Source organism: Pantoea sp. X-Soil-ISGK-421 (genome assembly GCF_059730785.1).
Genome location: NZ_AP035979.1, coordinates 3,983,272 through 3,999,802 on the forward strand (window position 1 = coordinate 3,983,272; position 16,531 = coordinate 3,999,802).

Sequence of the window (16,531 nt, forward strand, 5' to 3'; positions counted from 1 at the left end):
CTGAGATCATTTGAGTATGGCAAGCCCGATTCCAGACCAATTTGCACCGAAAAATATTCTACTGATCAAGCTGCGCCATCACGGCGATATGCTGCTGACCACGCCCGCAATTAACGCTCTTCGCCAGCGCTATCCACAGGCCAATATCGACGTCCTGCTGTATAAAGAAACCCGTCCGATGCTGGAAGCACATCCGGCTATCCGCCAGTTACACATCATCGATCGTAACTGGAAAAAAGAGGGCGGCTGGCAGAAATTCCGCCATGAGATGGCCCTGATTTCTGCCGTGCGCACTTGTCATTATGACGTTGTGATTAATCTTGCCGATCAGTGGCGCAGCGCCATCATCACTGGCCTTTCGGGCGCGCCGGTACGCATTGGTTTTGCTTTCCACAAACGCGATAACGCCTTTTGGCGCTGGATGCATAATCAGCTGGTTAGCACCAACGATCATAATCAGCTGCACACGGTGGAACAAAATATGGCTGCGCTGAAGCCGCTGGGTATCAGCGCAGCGGGTGCGAAAGCCTCAATGCATTTCAGCGCCGCCGATCAACAGAAAGTGCAGGATGTGCTGGCACAGCATGCGGTGAGCTCACCCTTTATTGTTCTGCAGCCGACTTCCCGTTGGCCGTTCAAATGTTGGGAAGACGACAAAGTCGCGCAGCTGATTGATACGCTCGCCGCCGAGGGTCGTACGGTGATCCTCACCGCAGCGCCGGACCAGAAAGAGCTGGCGATGATCGCCAATATTCAATCGCTGTGCCGCAGCAGCAATGTGGTGTCGCTGGCTGGGGAATTATCCTTGCCACAGTTGGCGGCGCTGATCGATGCCGCGCAGCTGTTTATCGGCGTGGATTCAGCGCCAATGCATATGGCCGCCGCGCTGGAAACGCCATGTCTCGCGCTGTTTGGGCCGACCAAGCTGCAACACTGGCGTCCGTGGGGGGATCACAACCGCGTGATCTGGGCCGGTGATTATGGCCCGCTGCCTTCGCCAGACGCCATCGATACCAACACGCAACAGCGCTATCTTTCTGCCATTCCCGTTGAGGATGTCGTGGCTGCCGCCCGGAGTTTTTTGCATGAGTAAGTTACGCCTGGCAATCGTCCGGCAGAAATACCGCCCAGACGGCGGCGCCGAACGTTTTATCTCGCGTGCGCTTGAAGCGTTAGATAGCGAGCAGCTCGATCTTAATATCATCACCCGCAGCTGGCAGGGCACACCGAATCCCGCCTGGCATCTGCACATTTGCAATCCGGCGAAATTCGGTCGCATCTCGCGCGAGCGCGGTTTTGCCCATGCCGCGCGCGAATGCTGGGAACGTGAGAAGTTTGATATTGTGCAAAGCCACGAACGCATCGCCGGCTGCGATATCTTTCGTGCCGGTGATGGCGTGCATCGCGTATGGCTAGAGCAGCGCGCGCGCATCGTTTCTCCGTGGCAACGTTTAAGCGCCCGTCTCAGTCCTTATCACCGTTACGTGTTGCAAGCCGAAACCGAAATGTTCAACGCGCCGTCGTTGAAAGCGGTGATCTGTAATTCAGAGATGGTGAAACAGGATATTTTGCGTAATTTCACACTTGATGCCAGCAAGATCCATGTGATTCACAATGCGATTGATAGCCAACGTTTCCAGCCCGCCAGCGAAGCGCTGCGTCATGCGTCACGTCAGCAGCTTAAACTGCCGCAAGATGCCACAGTAATGATTTACGTGGGTTCGGGCTTTGAGCGCAAAGGATTGAAAGCCGCCATTGAAGCGGTGGCGAAAAGCGATCGCTACCTGGTGGTGGTTGGCCAGGACAAGCAGCTCTCACGCTATCAGCAATTGGCGAACCAGCTGAATTGCCTCGATCGCTTACGCTTTGTTGGCGTGCAGCAGGACGTGCAGCCGTTCTACCATGCAGCCGATGCGCTGCTGCTGCCCACGCTTTATGACCCTTTCCCGAATGTGGTGCTGGAAGCGATGGCCTGCGGTCTGGCAGTGATCACGAGCACCGGCTGCGGCGGCGCGGAGTTTATCACTGCGGGTCAGGAGGGTTTTGTCTGCGATGCATTAGATATCAACGCGTTAAACGAAGCCGTATTAGCAACACCGGCACTTTCACATAATCCTGCCATGGGCGAAGCCGCACGTCGCAGAATTGAACCTTTTGGTCCGCAGCGGCTGGCGCAAGCGTTGACTTCGCTGTATCAACAAGTGCTGCAGACCGGCTGACGAAGTGGTATGAGCAGGCGGTTAATTTCTGATAACATGCCGCCTTTCATCTGTTTTTTGACGCGATTCTGTCGTAACGGTAACTATGACGACTCTATACACAGCCTTGCTCTATCTGATTCAGCCACTGATCTGGCTGCGCCTGTGGCTGCGCGGTCGAAAAGCACCGGCCTATCGTAAACGCTGGGCAGAACGCTATGGCTACTGCGCGGGCAAAGTGCTACCGCATGGCATTGTGCTGCACTCCGTATCCGTCGGTGAGACGCTAGCGGCGGTGCCGCTGGTGCGCGCGCTGCGTCATCGCTATCCGACGCTACCGATTACTGTCACCACCATGACGCCAACCGGCTCCGAACGTGCGCAGTCGGCGTTTGGCAAAGACGTGCATCATGTTTACCTGCCCTACGACCTGCCGGGCTCGATCAACCGTTTCCTCGATTCCGTCGATCCGCGACTGGTGATTATCATGGAGACCGAGTTGTGGCCGAACATTATCCGTATTCTGCATCAGCGCAAGATTCCATTGGTGATTGCGAACGCGCGCCTGTCTGAGCGTTCGGCCAAAGGCTACAAAAAGCTCGGCGGCTTTATGCGCGACTTGCTGCAGCGCATCACGCTAATTGCCGCGCAAAACGCCGAAGATGGCGACCGTTTCCTCAGCCTTGGCCTGAAGCGTTCGCATCTCACCGTGACTGGCAGCCTCAAGTTTGATATTTCGGTGACGCCAGAGCTGGCGGCGAAAGCGGTCACGCTGCGTCGTCAGTGGGCGTCGCGTCGTCCGGTGTGGATCGCGACCAGCACCCACGAAGGTGAAGAAGCGATTATGCTCGATGCCCATCGTCGTCTGCTGCAACAGTTCCCTGATCTGCTGCTAATTTTGGTGCCGCGCCATCCAGAACGTTTCAAAGATGCCTGCGATCTGACGCAAAAACGTGGCTTCAGTTTTATCCTGCGCAGCAGCGGCGAGATTCCTTCAAGCTCCACGCAAGTGGTGATTGGCGACACTATGGGCGAGCTGATGATGCTGTACGGCATTGCCGATCTCGCCTTTGTTGGCGGCAGCCTGGTCGAGCGCGGCGGCCACAACCCGCTGGAACCCGCAGCGCATGCCATTCCGGTGCTGATGGGCCCGCACATCTGGAACTTCAAAGATATCTGCGCCAAGCTGCAACAGGCCGAAGGGCTGATTACCGTTACTGACGTGGTATCGCTGCAGAAAGAGGTCGCCAACTTACTGCAGGATGATGATTATCGCCGCTATTACGGCCGGCATGCTGTGGAAGTGCTGCATCAAAATCAGGGCGCATTACAGCGTCTGCTACAGTTACTCGAACCTCACTTACCGCCGCGAGCTCACTAATTCATGTCGCAACGCCAACGTCTCTCTGTGGTAATGATCGCCAAAAACGAAGCTGAACTGCTGCCTGAGGCGTTGGCTTCGGTCAGTTGGGCGGATGAGATTGTAGTACTCGATTCTGGCAGCAGCGACAACACGGCGCAGGTAGCTCGCGAACAGGGCGCGCAGGTTTTCCAGACTGAAGACTGGCAAGGTTTTGGTAAGCAGCGCCAGCGCGCGCAGGCGCATGCGCACGGCGATATGATTTTGATGATCGATGCCGACGAGCGTGTTACCCCCGAACTGCAGCGCGCTATTGAGCAGGTTCTCGCGCAGCCCGCTTCGGACCACGTTTACAGCCTCGGTCGCAGCAATCTGTTTCTTGGCCGCTTTATGCGCCACAGCGGTTGGTATCCCGACCGCGTGATGCGCCTTTATCCGCGCAAGCTCAATTACAACGACAATCTGGTACACGAATCACTGGAGACGCAAGGTGCGCCAGTAGTGAAGCTGGCGGGCGATCTGCAACATCTCACCTGTCGCGACCTGATTGCATTTCAGCGTAAGCAGATGAACTATGCCGAAGCCTGGGCGCAGGAACGCTTTCAGCGCGGCAAACGCTGTGGCTTGTTCTCGATTTTTAGCCACACGCTTGGCGCATTCGTCAAAACGCTGCTGCTGCGCGCCGGTTTTCTTGATGGCAAACAGGGCTGGATTCTGGCGGTGGTTAATGCACAGTACACTTTCAACAAATACTCGGCGCTCTGGGCGCTGCATCACACCTCAACACAAGGTCGCGTATGAGTACGAAAGCGATTTATCCCGGCACCTTTGATCCCTTTACCTTGGGTCATCTGGATATTGTGACGCGCGCAGCGAAGATGTTTGACCGCATCGTCGTGGCCATTGCCGCCAGCCCGAGTAAAAAGCCGCTGTTCAGTCTGGATGAGCGCGTGGATATGGCGCGCCAGGTAACGGCACATCTTCCGAATGTTGAAGTGATAGGTTTTAGCGATCTGATGGCGAATTTTGCCCTGGCGCAGAACGCCAACGTGCTGGTGCGTGGATTGCGTGCGGTGTCGGATTTCGAATATGAGCTGCAGCTGGCACAGATGAATCGTCACCTGTTGCCCACGCTGGAGAGCGTGTTCCTGATGCCGTCAGAAGGCTTCTCCTTCGTCTCTTCTTCGCTGGTCAAAGAAGTCGCGCGCCACGCCGGTGACGTGCAGGCATTTCTGCCTGACGTGGTGCACAAGGCGTTGCTGGCGCGACTGGCTCAGCCTTAACTCAATGCTGGCAGCGTGGACACCAGAAGGTGCTGCGCTGGCCATGCTTGCCGCTGACAATCGGCGTACCACAGGCACGGCACGGCTCACCGGCGCGACCATAAACCTGAAGCTCTTGCGCAAAGTAGCCTGGTTTACCGTCGGTTTGCAGGAAATCACGCAGCGTGGTACCGCCCTGCTCAATCGAGCGTAGCAATACGGCTTTGATAGTGTTAACCAGCAGTTCCGCTTCCTCCTGACTCAAACTCATCGCGGAACGATCGGGCAAGATCCCGGCGGTGAACAGCGATTCGCTGGCATAAATATTCCCGACGCCCACCACCACTTTGTTATCCATCAGCCACTGTTTGATCACGGTGCGTTTACCGCGTGACTTTTCAAACAGGTAGGCACCATCAAATTCGCTGCTGAGCGGCTCCGGGCCGAGATGCGCCAGCACGCTGCTGCCTGCGAGGTCATTGCTCCACAGCCATGCGCCAAAGCGACGTGGATCGGTGTAGCGCAGCACTTTGCCGTTGCTCATCACCAAATCGACGTGGTCATGTTTGGCGGCGGGTTGTTCGCCAGGTAACACGCGTAAGCTGCCGGACATGCCGAGATGAATGATGATCCAGCCGTGCGGCAGTTCGAGCAGCAGATATTTAGCGCGACGCTGCACGCTCAATACCGGTTGGTCGCTCAGTGCGTGGATTTCATGCGAGACCGGCCAGCGTAAGCGTGGATTGCGTACCACCGCATGCAGAATGGTGGCACCGACCATGTGGGGTTCGATACCGCGACGACTGGTTTCTACCTCAGGTAATTCAGGCATCTCATCTCCTCAACGAATCGCAGAAACAAAAAACCCGGCCGAAGCCGGGTTTTTCTCAGAACACTAAAATTACTTAATTTTAGCTTCTTTGTAGATCACGTGCTGACGTACAACCGGATCGAACTTTTTCAGTTCTAATTTCTCTGGTTTAGTACGCTTGTTCTTCGTGGTGGTATAGAAGTGACCTGTACCAGCAGAGGAAACCAGCTTGATCTTCTCACGAATACCTTTAGCCATGATTCAGTTCCTTAGTACTTCTCACCACGGGCGCGGATTTCGGTCAAAACCGTATCGATGCCCTTTTTATCAATAACACGCATACCTTTAGCAGATACACGCAGAGTAACGAAGCGCTTTTCGCTCTCAACCCAGAAACGGTGAGAGTGCAGGTTCGGCAGGAAACGGCGTTTCGTCGCGTTCATTGCGTGGGAACGGTTGTTACCCGTTACCGGACGCTTTCCAGTTACCTGGCAGACTCGTGACATTTCTATTCTCCAAAAATCAAATCAGCTCGAGCTTTAAAAACTAGGTTTTGGCCGCCTCGTCAGGCCTTAGCCCGCCCAGGCGAGTTCCATGTGAACCCGCTAAGCTGGCCCAAACGCCAAACCCGAGATTCTCAAAGGTGGCGTAGTATACGCCGCTCAGCCCGAGTGCTCAAGTCCCGAACAGATAAAGATCCCTCTGGATCGCGCAAAAATGCCCTATTTCTGTTCACTTGAATCGATGAATTACAACCAACCGCGCTCAGCGAAAGAGGTAAACTCGCCGTGACCGATCACCAAATGATCAAGTAAACGTATATTGAGCAGGGCGCACGCTTGCGCTACTTTCCCCGTAATATCACGATCGGCGCGGCTGGGTTCAGCAATTCCCGAAGGGTGATTGTGCGCCAGAATCACTGCCGCCGCGTTAAGCTTAAGTGCTTCGCGCACGATTTCGCGCGGATGTACCTCCACGCTGGCAATCGACCCCGAAAACATCTTCTGCGCCTGCAGGACACGATGCTGATTATCCAAAAACAGCGCCATAAACACTTCGCGCTCCTGATGCGCCAGCACGCTCTGCAGGTAATGGCGCGTCACCTGCGGATTCTCCATAACATTTTCTCGTGCCAGCTGGCTGGCAAAAAAGCGTCTTCCCAACTCCGCTATCGCATACAGCTGCGTCATCTTGGCGCTGCCCACGCCTTTAATCTGACAAAGTTCCTCCTTACTGGCGCTCATAATGCGGTACAACGAGCCAAACTCGTTCAGCATCTGCTGCGCCAAAAGCAGCACACTGGTGCCGGTGACGCCGGTGCGCAAAAAAATGGCCAGCAGCTCGGCATCGCTCAGCACTTCTGCGCCCAATAACATCAGTTTTTCCCGTGGTGCCAGTTCCATCATGACCTTATCCTCCCTGCGTTGCGGCGATTCTGCGCGTCAGCCACCGTCAACGCCAGCACGCGATTATTGATTTCAGAGCCGGCTCGCAAAGGCCGCAGGCAGGGAAAAGGCGCGCTGCGGGTTTTGTGATAAAGTTGCCTGCATCTGCCGACATTGACGCGGCAATCTGTATTGAGGCGAAGAACATGATGGGATTAGCCGGAAAGAAAATTCTGCTGGGCGTGAGCGGCGGCATTGCCGCTTATAAAGCGCCGGAGCTGGTGCGTCGGCTGCGCGATCGCGGTGCTGATGTACGCGTAATGATGACCGAAGCGGCCAAAGCGTTTATTACGCCGCTGAGCCTACAGGCGGTTTCCGGTTATCCGGTATTTGATGATTTACTCGACCCGGCCGCAGAAGCGGCGATGGGCCATATTGAACTGGCAAAATGGGCCGACTTAATTGTGCTGGCGCCTGCAACTGCCGACCTGATTGCTCGCGTTACGGCTGGTATGGCGAACGATTTAGTCACCACCGCGTGCCTGGCAAGCGCAGCGCCCGTCGCCATCGTCCCGGCCATGAACCAGCAGATGTATCGCGCATCGATAACCCAAGAGAATCTGCAACGTCTGCATCAGCGCGGCGTGCTGATTTGGGGGCCAGACAGCGGCAGCCAGGCGTGCGGCGATATTGGGCCTGGCCGTATGCTCGATCCGCTGGCGATTGTGGCGCACGCGCTGGAATGGGCTGCTCCCGTCAACGATCTGCAACATCTCAACATTATGATCACCGCCGGCCCCACTCGCGAAGCGCTGGACCCGGTGCGTTATATCAGCAATCACAGCTCGGGTAAGATGGGCTTTGCAATTGCCGCGGCCGCGGCAAAACGCGGTGCGAAGGTGACGCTGGTTGCCGGTCCGGTGGCGCTGCCAACGCCAGCTGGCGTGCAACGCGTGGACGTCGACAGCGCGCTGGAGATGGAAGCGGCGGTGATGGCGCAAATCCAGCAACAACATATTTTCATTGCCAGCGCAGCCGTGGCAGACTACCGGGCGGCTACCATTGCCGCAGAGAAAATCAAAAAACAGGGTGGCGACGATAGCGTCACGCTGCAGTTGGTGAAGAACCCGGATATTGTCGCAGGCGTAGCGGCGTTGCAGGCACATCGCCCTTATGTTGTGGGGTTTGCTGCCGAAACCCAGAATGTGGAAGAATACGCGCGGCAAAAACGGGTGCGAAAAAACCTGGATCTGATTTGTGCTAACGATGTGGCGCAGGCGGGTCAGGGCTTCAATAGCGACACCAATGCTCTTCACCTTTTTTGGCAGGAAGGAGAAAAAGTCTTACCGCTCAGTGATAAGACGCTCCTTGGCCAACAATTAATAGACGAGATTGTCAGCCGTTATGATGAAAAAAATCGACGTTAAAATTCTTGATGCACGTGTGGGCAATGAATTTCCGCTGCCAACTTATGCAACCTCTGGTTCTGCAGGTCTCGATTTACGCGCCTGCCTTGATGGCGCGCTGGAAATCGCACCGGGCATGACCACGCTGGTACCAACAGGCCTGGCGATTCACATTGCCGATCCAAGCCTGGCTGCCGTGATATTGCCGCGCTCCGGTCTCGGCCATAAGCATGGCATCGTGCTCGGCAACCTGGTGGGTTTGATCGACTCCGATTATCAGGGTCAGCTCATGGTTTCGGTCTGGAACCGCGGTCAGGACAGCTTCACGCTGCAGCCCGGCGACCGCTTAGCACAGCTGGTCTTCGTGCCGGTCGTTCAGGCCGAATTTAATCTGGTGGAAGATTTTGACACCAGCGATCGCGGCGCAGGCGGCTTCGGTCACTCAGGCCGTCAGTAACACGCAACACTTTTTGCTTAGCCATCTTTTTATTTCTTGTCGCCACAGGCCGCTTTGCTTGTGGCAGATGAGGCAGTATTGCCTGTTTTTGGTGAATTTCAGGGGTGTTGAAGGTCATGGCAGAAAAAAAAGTCGCGAAACGGAACCGTCGCGAAGAGATTTTGCAGGCGCTAGCGCAGATGCTGGAGTCGGGCGATGGCAGTCAGCGCATCACCACCGCGAAGCTGGCAGCCAATGTAGGCGTTTCGGAAGCGGCGCTGTATCGCCACTTTCCCAGCAAAACGCGCATGTTCGACAGCCTGATCGAATTTATTGAAGACAGTCTGATTACCCGCATCAATCTGATCCTGAAAGATGAAAAAGAGACGCTGACGCGACTGCGTTTAATCGTGCAGCTGATTCTGGGATTTGGTGAGCGTAATCCGGGGCTGACGCGGATTTTGACCGGCCATGCACTGATGTTTGAACAGGATCGCCTGCAAGGGCGTATCAATCAATTGTTTGAACGCATTGAAGTGCAGCTGCGCCAGGTGATGCGTGAAAAGAAAATGCGCGATGGCGAAGGTTTCCAGAACGACGAAACGCTGCTGGCGAGCCAGTTACTGGCATTTTGTGAGGGATTGTTGTCGCGCTATGTGCGCTCCGAGTTCCGCTTCCGTCCGACCGCAGATTTCGAGAGCCGCTGGCCGCTGATGGCCGCGCAGTTGGTTTAAAATAGCAGGTCAGCATGAATGCCGACCCTACAGCGTAGGGTTGCCATTCATGGCAACCTCATTACACATCGCGCAATTGCCCGGTCGTTAAATCCCGTACTCTTTGCGATAGGCGCGCACTTTCGCCAGATGATCCGCCATCTCCGGCTTTTCTTCCAGATAATCAATCAGCTCAGCGAGCGTAATAATTGCAGTGACTTTGCACTTATAGTCGCGTTCCACTTCCTGAATCGCCGAAATATCGCTGCGTCCACGCTCCTGACGATCCAGCGAAATCAACACACCGGCTAACGTAGCGTTGTGCGCACTGATAATATCCATTGATTCACGAATCGCGGTGCCAGCGGTGATCACGTCATCCACCAGCATCACTTTGCCTTGCAGTGGGCTGCCCACCAGTAAGCCGCCTTCGCCGTGATCTTTGGCTTCTTTGCGGTTAAAGCAATAAGGCACGTCGCGCTCATGATGATCGGCCAGCGCCACCGCGGTAGTGGTGGCAATCGGGATGCCTTTATAAGCCGGGCCGAACAGAAGGTCGAAATCGACGCCGCCATCCACCAGCGCCTGCGCATAGAAACGGCCCAGCAGCGCTAAATCGCGACCGGTATTAAACAGTCCAGCGTTAAAGAAATAGGGACTTTTACGACCCGACTTCAGGGTGAACTCACCAAACTTCAGCACCCCTTTGTTCAGGGCGAATTCAATAAACTGACGCTGCCAGGCTTTCATTTCTTACTCCTCAAATAAAGAAAAGGCGACTCTATGGTCGCCTGTTACATCAATTATTTAGCGCTGCTTTCTGCGCCTGAATCAACTGCTCAATGCCACCTCGCGCCAGCGCCAGCAGCTGCAGTAACTCGTCGTGGCTGAACGGCTCACCTTCTGCGGTGCCCTGCACCTCAATCATGCGACCGTCTTCGGTCATCACAACGTTCATGTCAGTTTCGGCTGCGGCATCTTCGACATATTCCAAATCGCACAGCGCTTCAGCGCCCACGATACCGACGGAAATCGCCGCCACCATGCCTTTCAACGGGCTGGCTTTCAGCTTGCCAGCGGCAACCAGCGCATTCAACGCATCGGCCAGCGCCACGCAGGCACCGGTAATGGATGCGGTGCGCGTGCCGCCATCCGCCTGAATGACGTCGCAATCCAGCGTGATGGTAAATTCACCCAGTGCTTCCAAATCTACTGCCGCGCGCAGTGAGCGGGCGATCAGGCGCTGAATCTCCAGCGTACGTCCGCCTTGTTTACCCTTGGCCGCTTCACGCGGCATACGGCTGTGAGTGGAACGTGGCAGCATGCCATATTCAGCGGTAATCCAGCCTTGACCTTTGCCTTTGAGGAAACGTGGCACGCTCTCTTCGACGGTTGCGGTGCACAGCACTTTGGTTTCGCCGAACTCAACGAGCACTGAGCCTTCTGCATGTTTGGTGTAGTGACGCGTAATAGTGACGGGACGTGTTTCAGATGCACTACGGCCTGCTGGACGCATGGTTTCTCTCCGGCTTGCTTAGGTTTGGCTGCGCATTATACGGACTTCGTGCGCGGCTGTCCCGCCCACGATCGGCACAATTCCGGATGAGTGGGCGCAATAAAAGAGAGTGACTTTTTAAAATGCGACGCATACCAGTGAATCAACTCGCATCACTGATTGCTGGTCAAAGCGCTTTTTGTAGATATCACGCAATGTGTTGATGCTATCAGAACTGATGCGATCCGGGTTGTGAATCAACATCAGCGTTTTACTGTGATCCGTTGCTCGCTTAGCGTGCTCGCCCGGCCGCTGCACATCAGATACTGATAATCCTTCTTTAAAGCGCGGCGTGACATCATTATCGATAAACTGCTGCCATTCCAGAGCGCTAATGGTGCTGCCATCGGGTTTATTGATGCCAAACCACAGCGTAGTTTGCATCATGATCTCTCCCGCACCACACACTGCAACAGGCGCAGTATTCGGCGGAATCTGTTCAAACGAGGGTGAAGGTGTCTGACATCCAGCCAGCAGTAACGTCAATAAAGCAAGCAGAGTCGCAGAGCGCAACATCACAATCATCCTTATAAGCGAACCAGCGATAAGCATAAGTGCCTGTTGCTAAAAGCGGTAATTTTTTGTTATTCAAGCTTATGTACGCTTATGCCTGTTAGCGTCGAGCCGGCCTCGCTATACTTCACCCAACATTTCTGAAAATGAGAAGACGATTATGATCCGCAGTATGACCGCTTACGCCCGCCGCGAAGCCAAAGGCCACTGGGGCAGCGCCGCCTGGGAACTTCGTTCTGTTAACCAGCGTTATCTGGAAACTTACATCCGTCTGCCGGAGCAATTTCGTGGTCTGGAGCCGGTAATCCGCGAGCGCATCCGTAATCGCCTGACGCGCGGTAAAATCGAGTGCAATCTGCGTTACGACGCTGATGCCAGCGCGCAAGGCGAACTGCAGCTGAATGAATCGCTGGCTAAACAGCTGGTGCAGGCTGCCAATTGGGTGAAGATGCAGAGCGATGAGGGCGCGATCAACCCGCTGGATATTCTGCGCTGGCCGGGCGTGATGTCCGCACAAGAGCAGGATTTAGACGCCATCAACGCCGAACTGCTGGTCGCGCTGGATGGCGCGTTAGATGACTTTATCGAAGCGCGTGAAAGTGAAGGTACTGCGCTGAAGGCGATGATTGAACAGCGCCTGGAAGGCGTATCGCACGAGGTCAGCAAAGTACGCGCGCAAATGCCAGAAGTGATTAAGTGGCAGCGTGAGCGTCTGGTGACCAAGCTGGAAGAAGCCGAAGTACAGCTGGAAAATAATCGCCTTGAGCAGGAACTGGTGATGATGGCGCAGCGCACCGATGTATCGGAAGAGCTGGATCGTCTGGATGCGCACGTGAAAGAAACCTACAACATCCTGAAAAAGAAAGAAGCCGTTGGCCGCCGCCTCGACTTTATGATGCAGGAGTTCAACCGCGAGTCGAACACGCTGGCTTCAAAATCGATCAACGCAGAGATCACCGCATCAGCGATCGAACTGAAAGTGTTAATTGAACAGATGCGTGAGCAGATTCAGAATATCGAGTAATATGCTTTTCGAAAAGCCCGCACTACAGCGGGCTTCTTAAAGTAGGATTGGCTGGCTAAATCGTTGCCGTTTACGCACAAGCTACGCAAGCAAGTACTCTGTTTTTCACGGTTAGCGTTAAATAAGTGTCAGCAATCATAAAAAATCTTTTCAGAATTGACTTTGAGTGAGCCAATATCCCCGTTAAACCGTATTAAGGTCGGCTATTAACTCACTGATAGTAAAGAGAACTCCCTGCCAGATAGCCATTAACACACTAACAGTCGCTTTATCAATGAGTTCTCTTAATCTTAAAGATTGTGGAGATCGCGTTTCTTTGACGGCACTATTTGTTAATCTACTGGTCGTAATTAGAACAGTTGTACCGCCAGGAACTCATGGACTCTCTTCTTTGTGCGATACATTTTTCCCGACATGAAGGCGTTATGACGAAATCCAGGCAGTTCCGCTCAACTCTTCTGCATCCTCGCTATTGGTTTACCTGGTTTGGGCTAGGTGTTCTGTGGCTACTGGTGCAACTTCCCTATCCTATTCTGATCCGGCTTGGCGCTGGCGCGGGTAAATTGTCACGTCGTTTCCTGAAGCGCCGCGAGCGCATTACCCGCCGCAACATTGAGCTGTGCTTCCCCAATATTGATGAAGAGAAGAAAGAAGCGATGATCGCCGGCAACTTCGAATCGTTGGGTATGGCGCTGGCAGAAACCGGCATCGCCTGGTTCTGGTCTGACGCACGCGTGCGTCGTTATTTCAAAGTGAGCGGACTCGAAAACCTGCAGCATGCTCAAAGCCACCAGCGCGGTGTAATGGTTATCGGCGTGCATTTTATGTCGTTGGAGCTTGGCGGCCGCATTACGGGTTTATGTCAGCCGATGATGGCGATGTATCGCCCACACAATAATCAGGCGATGGAATGGGCGCAGACCAAAGGGCGCATGCGTTCAAATAAAGCGATGATTGACCGTCGTGATTTACGTGGCATGGTGCAGGCGCTGAAAAAAGGTGAGGCAGTGTGGTTCGCACCCGATCAGGACTACGGTCCAAAAGGCAGCGTGTTTGCCCCGCTGTTCGCCGTTAAACAAGCAGCGACCACCAATGGCACTTTTGTGCTCTCTCGACTGGCAAAACCCGCGATGCTGACCATCGTGTTGATTCGTAATCAGGATAAGAGCGGTTATCAGCTGATCATTCAGCCAGAACTGGAAAATTATCCCTATGAAGATGAGGCTGCTGCCGCTGCTTATATGAATCGTGTGATCGAGAAAGAGATTTTGCGCGCGCCTGACCAATATCTTTGGCTGCATCGCCGCTTTAAAACCCGTCCGCCGGGTGAAGCGTCCCTCTATATCTAATCCATTGAAGCAACAAGCCTTAGGCTAACGGCTGGCATTCTGTCGGGCATTGATGAATGATAGTCCGCACTGTGTAATCACCTGCGGACTATTATGATGGAACAGAATATTGAGGCTGGCTGGTTGCGGCTTCTGATTGCCGACCGACTTACCCCTTACCTTGAAATTGATGCGCCGCGCCTGCAGCGCAACCTGCATCAGATGCAGCAAAAAGCCGATGCCGCTGGCGTCGCATTGCGTCCTCATATCAAAACCCATAAAAGTGTCTGGATCGCTCAGCAGCAACGCGCGCTCGGCGCGCGTGGCATTACCGTTTCTAAGCCGAGCGAAGGCATCGCTTTTATTCAGGGTGGTGAACGCGATTTGCTGCTGGCTTATCCGATTGTGCATGCCGACACGCTGGCTGAACTGCTGGCGATTGCCACACAGCATCAGGCGCGTATTACCTGCATTGCCGATAGCGCGACTGGCGTCGCGGCGATTGCCGCTGCGCATCAGCGCCAGCCCGATTGCCAGCTGGCCTTGGCCATCAAGGTGGATGTTGGATTACATCGTGTCGGCATTGATCCGCATAGCGATGCTGCCATTTCGCTGGCGCAACAAATCCAGGCTGCTGGCCTCACTTTTGCCGGGCTGATTTCTCATGCCGGTCACGCTTATGGCGCGGGCAATGCTGTTGCGATTGCAGACGTTGCGTTACAGGAAATCGCACTGATGCGTGATGTGCAGCAGTGCCTAATCGCCGCCGGTTTTGCGCACTGCCCGATTTCTGTCGGTTCAACGCCAACGGCGTTGGCGGCCCCCGTGGCAGATGGCTGCGATGAAATCCGGCCAGGCAATTACGCGCTGCTGGATCTGACCGCATGGCGTCTGGGTCTCTGCTCGCCGGATGCACTGGCGCTGAGCGTGGTGACACGCGTGGTGGCCGTCAATCCGCATTTCGCCATTATTGATGCCGGTTCCAAAATGCTCAGCTCTGACAAAGGTCCGCATGGTACCAATGCCAGTGGTTTTGGCATTGCCGTGGATGAACAAGGCAATCACTATGAAGTGTTAAAACTGTCGGAAGAGCATGGCTTCCTGCAATACAGCGATTCAGCGCCACCCGTTGGTGCACTGCTGCGTATCTTTCCTAACCATAGTTGCGCCGTGGTGGCGCAGTCCGATCGCTTCGTGCTGCGCCAGGCTGACGGCTCTGGCGAAGAACTGGATATTCAGGGGCGCGGCAAGTTTATCTGATTACAGCGGTTTCACGGAAATCGTTGTTGACCCACACTTCCATGACCGGGCCGTTTGCAGCCCGGTATCACCGTGCTTTAATGGCTTCTTGTTTGCTCATCAGGAGGTTCCATGCTGCCATCTCAGACCGTCACACTTACGGTTCCACGTAACTGGTTAGATTTGTATGAAACCATCTGGAAACCAGAATGCTTTGCCAAATGGGCCAGCGGACTCAGCACCCGCACGCTGACGCAGGAAGGTAACGGCTGGAAAGCCAAAGGTCCCGAGGGGACAGTGAAGATCCGCTTCACGCCCCATAATCCGTTTGGCGTGATGGATCACTGGATTGATACCGGAACCGGTAAAGAGATTTATATGCCAATGCGGGTGATTGCTAACGAGCAGGGCGCGGAGGTGGTGATGGTAGTTTATCGTCAGCCCTTCATGTCCGACGAGAAGTTTGCAGAGGATGTAGCATGGGTAAAACGCGACCTGGAGCAGCTACTTCATCTATTAACTCATTAGAATCAATGTATTATGCCATGAACATCTCTATACCTCGTGCTGGAATCAATTCATAAAATTCGGTTTCTTTTTTGCACAGTAGCGTTTAACTATTTTGTTCAAATCATGATGTATTTATCTGTTAATCACCAGTCCAGCTTATGCATCCTCAACAGGAAAGTTCCTGGTGAGGATGAGCAGAAAAAGGCTGAGTCACGCTGATTTATCGAAGTTTTTTCTATTTTTATTACTCACTTCTTCATTAAGACGTCCGGAATGAAGAAAAGCACTAATAAATAGTGAATCCCTCGTCTTATATATTCTGATGCAAATTCTGAAACCATTTATTCCTGCGGTCTATTTATAGGAGTTTTCTGATGGTGTTAATTTAATTAAAACACGGTATAACTCTTTCACACACAGCAGTAACCATAATAACAACAGCAGGGAAATAACATGGATCGCTCAACCTATCCTTTGTTATCAGAAAAAGAATTTGTTGAGATTGCCAGGCGGATGCTGGCCGGGGAATATATAAACTCAAAGGGATTTTATAATGATCTTACGGATTTCCTCCGCACAGGAGGAGATACCATTAAGACAACAACACCATTACGCGCCAGGGGCATCTTTTTAAATTCAGGACATCATCTAATTGAAAGCATCTTTACGTGGCAACACCTGAAAGGTATTTCAGGTCTGCGCCAGGAATCGTTGCATTGATGTGAACTGTGCTTTGGCTATGGCCAGAGTAAACCCTTAAATGCACTGGTACATGTACCATAACGAGCAGA

The 16,531-nt window shown here is 53.9% G+C and carries 20 protein-coding genes; 13 read left to right on the forward strand and 7 right to left on the reverse strand.

Annotated features, from left to right (window positions below; translation table 11 throughout):
- Positions 1-16: 16 nt before the first annotated feature.
- The 5 genes from rfaQ (at position 17) to coaD (ending at position 4,841) form a co-directional block, all read left to right on the forward strand.
- Entirely contained in the window at positions 17-1,093 is a 1,077-nt protein-coding gene (rfaQ, locus tag AC6I8K_RS18465) for a putative lipopolysaccharide heptosyltransferase III (RefSeq protein WP_483816460.1), read from the forward strand.
- Positions 1,086-2,219 (forward strand): glycosyltransferase family 4 protein, encoded by a 1,134-nt coding sequence (locus tag AC6I8K_RS18470; protein WP_483816461.1) that lies wholly within the window; start codon positions 1,086-1,088, stop codon positions 2,217-2,219. The genes rfaQ and AC6I8K_RS18470 overlap by 8 nt, the downstream gene beginning before the upstream one ends.
- 85 nt (positions 2,220-2,304) lie before the next feature.
- Positions 2,305-3,579, forward strand: coding sequence for a lipid IV(A) 3-deoxy-D-manno-octulosonic acid transferase (gene waaA, locus AC6I8K_RS18475; protein WP_497827191.1), 1,275 nt, complete (start codon positions 2,305-2,307; stop codon positions 3,577-3,579).
- Between the two features lie 3 nt (positions 3,580-3,582).
- Complete coding sequence (locus tag AC6I8K_RS18480) at positions 3,583-4,359, forward strand: glycosyltransferase family 2 protein (protein WP_497827192.1); 777 nt, start codon at positions 3,583-3,585, stop codon at positions 4,357-4,359.
- Positions 4,356-4,841 (forward strand): pantetheine-phosphate adenylyltransferase, encoded by a 486-nt coding sequence (gene coaD, locus AC6I8K_RS18485; protein ID WP_497827193.1) that lies wholly within the window; start codon positions 4,356-4,358, stop codon positions 4,839-4,841. Before AC6I8K_RS18480 ends, coaD begins: the two co-directional genes overlap by 4 nt.
- A gap of 1 nt (position 4,842) precedes the next feature.
- Here coaD and mutM read toward each other — a convergent pair whose 3' ends face one another.
- The 4 genes from mutM to radC all read right to left on the reverse strand — a co-directional run bounded on the left by mutM (position 4,843) and on the right by radC (position 7,037).
- Positions 4,843-5,652: a bifunctional DNA-formamidopyrimidine glycosylase/DNA-(apurinic or apyrimidinic site) lyase gene (mutM, locus tag AC6I8K_RS18490; RefSeq protein WP_008109739.1), complete on the reverse strand. Its 810-nt coding sequence runs from the start codon at positions 5,650-5,652 to the stop codon at positions 4,843-4,845.
- 69 nt (positions 5,653-5,721) lie between these two features.
- Positions 5,722-5,889 (reverse strand): 50S ribosomal protein L33, encoded by a 168-nt coding sequence (gene rpmG / locus AC6I8K_RS18495; protein ID WP_001051798.1) that lies wholly within the window; start codon positions 5,887-5,889, stop codon positions 5,722-5,724.
- Between the two features lie 11 nt (positions 5,890-5,900).
- Entirely contained in the window at positions 5,901-6,137 is a 237-nt protein-coding gene (rpmB, locus tag AC6I8K_RS18500) for a 50S ribosomal protein L28 (protein ID WP_007885297.1), read from the reverse strand.
- Between the two features lie 243 nt (positions 6,138-6,380).
- On the reverse strand, positions 6,381-7,037 hold the full coding sequence (radC, locus tag AC6I8K_RS18505) for a RadC family protein (RefSeq protein ID WP_064741533.1): 657 nt from the start codon (positions 7,035-7,037) through the stop codon (positions 6,381-6,383).
- Positions 7,038-7,222: 185 nt separating this feature from the next.
- Here radC and coaBC point away from each other — a divergent pair, with 185 nt between their 5' ends.
- The 3 genes from coaBC to slmA all read left to right on the forward strand — a co-directional run bounded on the left by coaBC (position 7,223) and on the right by slmA (position 9,592).
- Positions 7,223-8,443 carry a bifunctional phosphopantothenoylcysteine decarboxylase/phosphopantothenate--cysteine ligase CoaBC gene (gene coaBC, locus AC6I8K_RS18510; RefSeq protein WP_497827194.1) on the forward strand — a complete coding sequence of 407 codons (1,221 nt, stop codon included), beginning with the start codon at positions 7,223-7,225 and terminating at the stop codon, positions 8,441-8,443.
- Positions 8,421-8,879 carry a dUTP diphosphatase gene (gene dut / locus AC6I8K_RS18515; RefSeq protein ID WP_483816463.1) on the forward strand — a complete coding sequence of 153 codons (459 nt, stop codon included), beginning with the start codon at positions 8,421-8,423 and terminating at the stop codon, positions 8,877-8,879. Before coaBC ends, dut begins: the two co-directional genes overlap by 23 nt.
- A 116-nt stretch (positions 8,880-8,995) precedes the next feature.
- The gene (slmA, locus tag AC6I8K_RS18520) at positions 8,996-9,592 is read left to right on the forward strand and encodes a nucleoid occlusion factor SlmA (protein ID WP_008109747.1); all 597 of its coding nucleotides are present in this window, start codon (positions 8,996-8,998) and stop codon (positions 9,590-9,592) included.
- Between the two features lie 87 nt (positions 9,593-9,679).
- On the opposite strand, the gene pyrE is transcribed toward slmA, so the two are convergent.
- From pyrE to AC6I8K_RS18535, 3 genes are all read right to left on the reverse strand, one after another.
- Complete coding sequence (gene pyrE, locus AC6I8K_RS18525) at positions 9,680-10,321, reverse strand: orotate phosphoribosyltransferase (RefSeq protein WP_008109749.1); 642 nt, start codon at positions 10,319-10,321, stop codon at positions 9,680-9,682.
- Positions 10,322-10,370: 49 nt separating this feature from the next.
- Positions 10,371-11,087, reverse strand: a complete 717-nt coding sequence (rph, locus tag AC6I8K_RS18530) for a ribonuclease PH (RefSeq protein ID WP_064741536.1) — start codon at positions 11,085-11,087, stop codon at positions 10,371-10,373.
- Positions 11,088-11,204: 117 nt separating this feature from the next.
- Positions 11,205-11,513 (reverse strand): DUF3574 domain-containing protein, encoded by a 309-nt coding sequence (locus AC6I8K_RS18535; protein ID WP_483816464.1) that lies wholly within the window; start codon positions 11,511-11,513, stop codon positions 11,205-11,207.
- Positions 11,514-11,799: 286 nt separating this feature from the next.
- Here AC6I8K_RS18535 and AC6I8K_RS18540 point away from each other — a divergent pair, with 286 nt between their 5' ends.
- The 5 genes from AC6I8K_RS18540 (at position 11,800) to AC6I8K_RS18560 (ending at position 16,460) form a co-directional block, all read left to right on the forward strand.
- The gene (locus AC6I8K_RS18540) at positions 11,800-12,663 is read left to right on the forward strand and encodes a YicC/YloC family endoribonuclease (RefSeq protein WP_064741538.1); all 864 of its coding nucleotides are present in this window, start codon (positions 11,800-11,802) and stop codon (positions 12,661-12,663) included.
- 425 nt (positions 12,664-13,088) lie between these two features.
- Complete coding sequence (lpxP, locus tag AC6I8K_RS18545) at positions 13,089-14,012, forward strand: kdo(2)-lipid IV(A) palmitoleoyltransferase (protein ID WP_483816465.1); 924 nt, start codon at positions 13,089-13,091, stop codon at positions 14,010-14,012.
- A 96-nt stretch (positions 14,013-14,108) separates the two neighbouring features.
- Complete coding sequence (locus AC6I8K_RS18550; RefSeq protein ID WP_497827264.1) at positions 14,109-15,251, forward strand: alanine racemase; 1,143 nt, start codon at positions 14,109-14,111, stop codon at positions 15,249-15,251.
- A 111-nt stretch (positions 15,252-15,362) separates the two neighbouring features.
- Positions 15,363-15,758 carry a hypothetical protein gene (locus tag AC6I8K_RS18555; protein ID WP_064741541.1) on the forward strand — a complete coding sequence of 132 codons (396 nt, stop codon included), beginning with the start codon at positions 15,363-15,365 and terminating at the stop codon, positions 15,756-15,758.
- A gap of 435 nt (positions 15,759-16,193) precedes the next feature.
- A complete protein-coding gene (locus AC6I8K_RS18560) occupies positions 16,194-16,460 on the forward strand; it encodes a hypothetical protein (RefSeq protein ID WP_497827195.1) in 267 nt (88 codons plus the stop codon).
- Positions 16,461-16,531: the final 71 nt, after the last annotated feature.

Excerpts from the sequence above, each read along its gene's own strand:
- coaD (WP_497827193.1), top strand. The coding sequence starts at position 4,356 with ATGAGTACGAAAGCGATTTATCCCGGCACCTTTGATCCCTTTACCTTG.
- rfaQ (WP_483816460.1), top strand. The coding sequence starts at position 17 with ATGGCAAGCCCGATTCCAGACCAATTTGCACCGAAAAATATTCTACTG.
- waaA (WP_497827191.1), top strand. The coding sequence starts at position 2,305 with ATGACGACTCTATACACAGCCTTGCTCTATCTGATTCAGCCACTGATC.
- rpmB (WP_007885297.1), bottom strand. The coding sequence starts at position 6,137 with ATGTCACGAGTCTGCCAGGTAACTGGAAAGCGTCCGGTAACGGGTAAC.
- AC6I8K_RS18555 (WP_064741541.1), top strand. The coding sequence starts at position 15,363 with ATGCTGCCATCTCAGACCGTCACACTTACGGTTCCACGTAACTGGTTA.
- rpmG (WP_001051798.1), bottom strand. The coding sequence starts at position 5,889 with ATGGCTAAAGGTATTCGTGAGAAGATCAAGCTGGTTTCCTCTGCTGGT.
- AC6I8K_RS18480 (WP_497827192.1), top strand. The coding sequence starts at position 3,583 with ATGTCGCAACGCCAACGTCTCTCTGTGGTAATGATCGCCAAAAACGAA.
- pyrE (WP_008109749.1), bottom strand. The coding sequence starts at position 10,321 with ATGAAAGCCTGGCAGCGTCAGTTTATTGAATTCGCCCTGAACAAAGGG.
- AC6I8K_RS18560 (WP_497827195.1), top strand. The coding sequence starts at position 16,194 with ATGGATCGCTCAACCTATCCTTTGTTATCAGAAAAAGAATTTGTTGAG.
- AC6I8K_RS18535 (WP_483816464.1), bottom strand. The coding sequence starts at position 11,513 with ATGATGCAAACTACGCTGTGGTTTGGCATCAATAAACCCGATGGCAGC.
- lpxP (WP_483816465.1), top strand. The coding sequence starts at position 13,089 with ATGACGAAATCCAGGCAGTTCCGCTCAACTCTTCTGCATCCTCGCTAT.
- coaBC (WP_497827194.1), top strand. The coding sequence starts at position 7,223 with ATGATGGGATTAGCCGGAAAGAAAATTCTGCTGGGCGTGAGCGGCGGC.
- radC (WP_064741533.1), bottom strand. The coding sequence starts at position 7,037 with ATGATGGAACTGGCACCACGGGAAAAACTGATGTTATTGGGCGCAGAA.
- AC6I8K_RS18550 (WP_497827264.1), top strand. The coding sequence starts at position 14,109 with ATGGAACAGAATATTGAGGCTGGCTGGTTGCGGCTTCTGATTGCCGAC.
- AC6I8K_RS18470 (WP_483816461.1), top strand. The coding sequence starts at position 1,086 with ATGAGTAAGTTACGCCTGGCAATCGTCCGGCAGAAATACCGCCCAGAC.
- dut (WP_483816463.1), top strand. The coding sequence starts at position 8,421 with ATGATGAAAAAAATCGACGTTAAAATTCTTGATGCACGTGTGGGCAAT.
- AC6I8K_RS18540 (WP_064741538.1), top strand. The coding sequence starts at position 11,800 with ATGATCCGCAGTATGACCGCTTACGCCCGCCGCGAAGCCAAAGGCCAC.
- slmA (WP_008109747.1), top strand. The coding sequence starts at position 8,996 with ATGGCAGAAAAAAAAGTCGCGAAACGGAACCGTCGCGAAGAGATTTTG.
- rph (WP_064741536.1), bottom strand. The coding sequence starts at position 11,087 with ATGCGTCCAGCAGGCCGTAGTGCATCTGAAACACGTCCCGTCACTATT.
- mutM (WP_008109739.1), bottom strand. The coding sequence starts at position 5,652 with ATGCCTGAATTACCTGAGGTAGAAACCAGTCGTCGCGGTATCGAACCC.